The organism is Catenulispora pinisilvae (assembly GCF_015356865.1).
In the GTDB taxonomy this organism is placed as follows: domain Bacteria; phylum Actinomycetota; class Actinomycetes; order Streptomycetales; family Catenulisporaceae; genus Catenulispora; species Catenulispora pinisilvae.
In genome coordinates this window covers 1-3,969 of record NZ_JAAFZA010000438.1, presented here as the reverse complement: position 1 = coordinate 3,969, position 3,969 = coordinate 1, and the positions used below count along the sequence as shown (strand labels likewise).

The window sequence follows — 3,969 nt, the reverse complement described above, 5'->3', positions numbered from 1 at the left end:
CAGCAAAAGCCTCACACAACAACCGCTCACGAACAGTCCGCGGCCCACGACCATCCACAGCACCACCGAACTCCGGCACCGGCAGAGCACGACGATCCAACTTCCCGTTCACAGTCAGCGGCAGCGCGTCCAGCACCACAAACGCCGACGGCACCATGTAATCCGGCAACAACCGGGCCGCACGCTCCCGCAACACCGACACATCCACGCCGTCTACGCTCTCCGCAACGAGATACGCCACCAGGCGCTTGTCACCAAGACGGTCCTCGCGAACGACAACCGCGACCTGGGACACGGCATCGTGCCCGGCCAGAACCGCTTCGACTTCACCCAGCTCGATCCGGAAACCCCGAACCTTCACCTGGTCGTCCGAGCGTCCGGCGAACTCCAGAACTCCGGAGCCGTCCGATGCCCACCGAGCCAGGTCACCCGTCCGATACATCCGCGACCCCGCCGGACCGAAAGGATCCGCCACGAACCGCTCCGACGTCAGACCGGCCCGGCCCAGGTATCCCCGCGCCAACTGGGTTCCGGCGACATACAGCTCCCCGGCCACCCCGAGGGGCATCGGGTTCAGGAATCCGTCGAGGACATAAGTCCGCGTATTCGCGATCGGCGACCCGATCGACGGAGTCCGCCCTGATCCCGGGTCCACCTGCCCATAGGTGACCATCACCGTGGCCTCGGTCGGGCCGTAGGCGACCATCAGCTTCCGGCCTTCGCCCCAGACCCGGCCCAGCAGCTCGGACACCGGCTCGGAGCCGACCACCATGCTGCTGATCGCCGCCGCCTCCGCCGGATCCAGCACGGCCAGCAGCGACGGCACCAGGCTGGCGGCCGTCACGCCGGCCTGACGCACCAGACCGGTCAACAGCTCCGGTTCGGCACGCTCCCGGGCCGAGGCCACCACGAGGGTTCCGCCACTGGAGAGCACGACCACCAGGTCGAACACCGAGGCGTCGAAGCTGAACGAGACGAACTGCAGCACCGGTATGCCGGGACCCACGCCCAAGGCCGGCACGAACACCGACAGCAGGTTCACCACGCTGCCATGGCATACCTGCACGCCCTTCGGGACGCCGGTCGAGCCGGACGTGTAGATCACGTAGGCCAGTCGATCACCGTCGGCCCCGTTGTCCGGGCTCGCCGGCGACTGGGCCGCGACGGCTTCGGCCACCGCCGGATCGTCCAGCGCCAGCAACGGGATCCCAGCGATCGGGCCCAGCGACGGGGCGACAGCGGAGTCCGTGAGCAGGCACACCGGGGAGGCGTCCTGAACCATGAAGGCGATCCGGTCCACCGGGAGGTCCGGGTCCAGGGGCACGTACGCGCCGCCGGCCTTCCAGACGGCGAGGATGGCCACCACGATGTCGATGCCGCGCGGCAGACAGAGTCCGACCACTGATTCGGCCCGCACGCCGCGGTCGGTCAAGAAGCGGGCCAGCCGGTTCGACCGAGCATCCAGCTCCTGATACGTCAGCTGCTCGTCGCCGAAGACCAGCGCCGCCGCGTCAGGCGTCCGCGCTGCCTGCATCGCGAACAGCTGGGGCAGTGTCGAGGAGGACACCTCGGCCGCTGTGTCGTTCCACGTCTCAAGGACCAGGCGGGATTCGGACTCGTCCAGGAGTTCGACCTCCCGGACTCGGATCTCCGGGTTCTCCGTCACCGCGGCCAGCACCCGCAGGAAACGGTGCGTGATCCTCTCGATCGAGACCACGTCGAACAGGTCGGTGGCGCCGGTCACGAAGCCGCGCAGGCCCGCGGGGCGGCCCGTCTCATCGAGGAACTCCGCGACGTTGACCTCAAGGTCGAACTGGGCCGCGGTGCGGTCCAGCGCGTGCAAATCCACCTGCAGACCCGGCATGTCCAACGCCGCGGCGGCATTGTTCTGGACGGTGAGCATGACTTGGAACAGCGGATGCCGCGCCAGCGACCGGGCCGGGGCGAGGACCTCGACCAGGCGGTCGAACGGGATGTCCTGATGCCCGAAGGCCGACAGGTCGGCGTCGCGGACCCGATCGACGAGCTCTGCGAACGTCGGGTCGCCCGACACGTCGGTGCGCATCACGAGCGAGTTGACGAAGAAGCCGACCTGGTCGTCCAGTCCGGCATCCGTGCGGCCGGCGATCGCCGCGCCGATGGGGATGTCGGTGCCCGCGCCCAGCCGCGAGAGCAGGACGGCGAGTGAGGCCTGCAGCACCATGAAGAGGGTCACGCCGCCGGCCCGGGTGATCCGGGTCAGATGCTGGTAGAGGTCGGCAGGGATCTCGAAAGCGACACTGTGTCCGCGATGGCTGGCGACTGCCGGGCGCGGGCGGTCGAACGGCAGCTCCAGCTGATCCGGAATGCCGGACAGCGCCTGCTGCCAGAAGCCGACCTGCTCGGCGAAGACGCTCTCGGGGTCGTCTTCGTCGCCGAGCAGTTCCCGCTGCCACAAGGTGTAATCCGCGTACTGCACCGGCAACGGCTCCCACACCGGTGCCGCGCCACCGACACGAGCCGTATAGGCAGCAGCCAGATCCCGCGCCAACGGCCCCAGCGACCAACCATCACCAGCAACGTGATGCACCACCGCGACCAACACGAACTCGTGCGGAGCAGGCACCAGCAGATGCGCCCGCACCGGAATCTGCGACTCCAGATCGAACGTCGAACCCACCGTCACGGCAATGTCAGCGGCGATCGTCTCCGGCGAGGAGTCCTGCACCACCAGATCCGCCAGGGTCGCGAGCTGTTCAACTGGCAGCACCTGCTGGAACGGCTCACCATCGACCTGCGGGAAGACAGTCCGCAAACTCTCATGCCGGGCAAGAACATCGAGAAGAGCAGCCTTCAAAGCCCCCTGATCCAGATCACCGGACAGCCGCACGACCAGCGGGATGTTGTAGGTCGCCGACGGACCCTCCAGTCGGCTCAAGAACCACAACCGACGCTGCGCAAACGACAACGGCACCCGCTCCGGACGCACCACCGGCCGCAACGCCACACGACGCGTATCAGAACCCGCGTCCAGACGTGCCGCGATCCCTGCCACCGTCGGCGCCTCGAACAGAACCCGCAGGCCCAACTCCACGCCCAACACCGAGCGCACCCGGCTCACCAGACGCGTAGCCAGCAGCGAGTGGCCGCCGAGTGCGAAGAAGTTGTCGTCGATGGACACTGATTCCAGGCCCAGGACCTCGGCGAAGAGAGAACAGAGAATCTCCTCCGGCATCGTCCGCGGAGCACGACCATCCGTAACCGCGCTGAACTCCGGCGCCGGCAGGGCGCGGCGGTTCAGCTTGCCGTTCGGGGTCAACGGCAGCGCATCCAGCACCACGAACGCCGAGGGCACCATATAATCCGGCACCGATCCGGCCACCTGCTCACGCAGCACCCCAGCATCCAGGGCAGTCGAACCATCGACCGGCACGACATAGGCGACCAGACGCTTGTCCCCAGGCCGATCTTCCCGCACCAACACCGCGGCCCCGGCCACCAGCTCATGCCCGGCCAGAACCGCCTCGATCTCACCCAACTCGATCCGGAAACCACGGAGTTTCACCTGGTCATCGGTGCGGCCCAGATACTCCACCACGCCATCGACGCTCCAACGCGCCAGATCCCCGGTGCGATACATCCGCGACCCCGCCGGACCAAACGGATCCGCCACAAACCGCTCCGAGGTCAACCCCGAGCGCCCCAAATACCCCCGAGCCAGACCGGCGCCAGCGATGTAGAGCTCGCCGACAACACCAGCCGGAACCGGCTGCAACATCCCATCCAGAACAAACACCTGGGTATTCGCGATCGGCCGACCAATCGACACCGCCCCGGCATCCACCCAGGCCGCCGTCGAATAGATCGTCGACTCCGTCGGGCCATACAAATTCGTCACCGACCCCGCCACACCCACCAAATCACGCGCCAAATCAACAGCCAACGCCTCACCACCAACCAAAACCCTCACACCCGCCAAATCCCCAGCCA

The 3,969-nt window shown here is 67.3% G+C and carries 1 protein-coding gene; it reads right to left on the bottom strand.

The annotated features are described in order from the left end of the window. A partial coding sequence (locus IZR01_RS48525) for a non-ribosomal peptide synthetase (RefSeq protein WP_194927818.1) occupies positions 1 to 3,969 on the bottom strand: 3,969 nt, incomplete at both ends.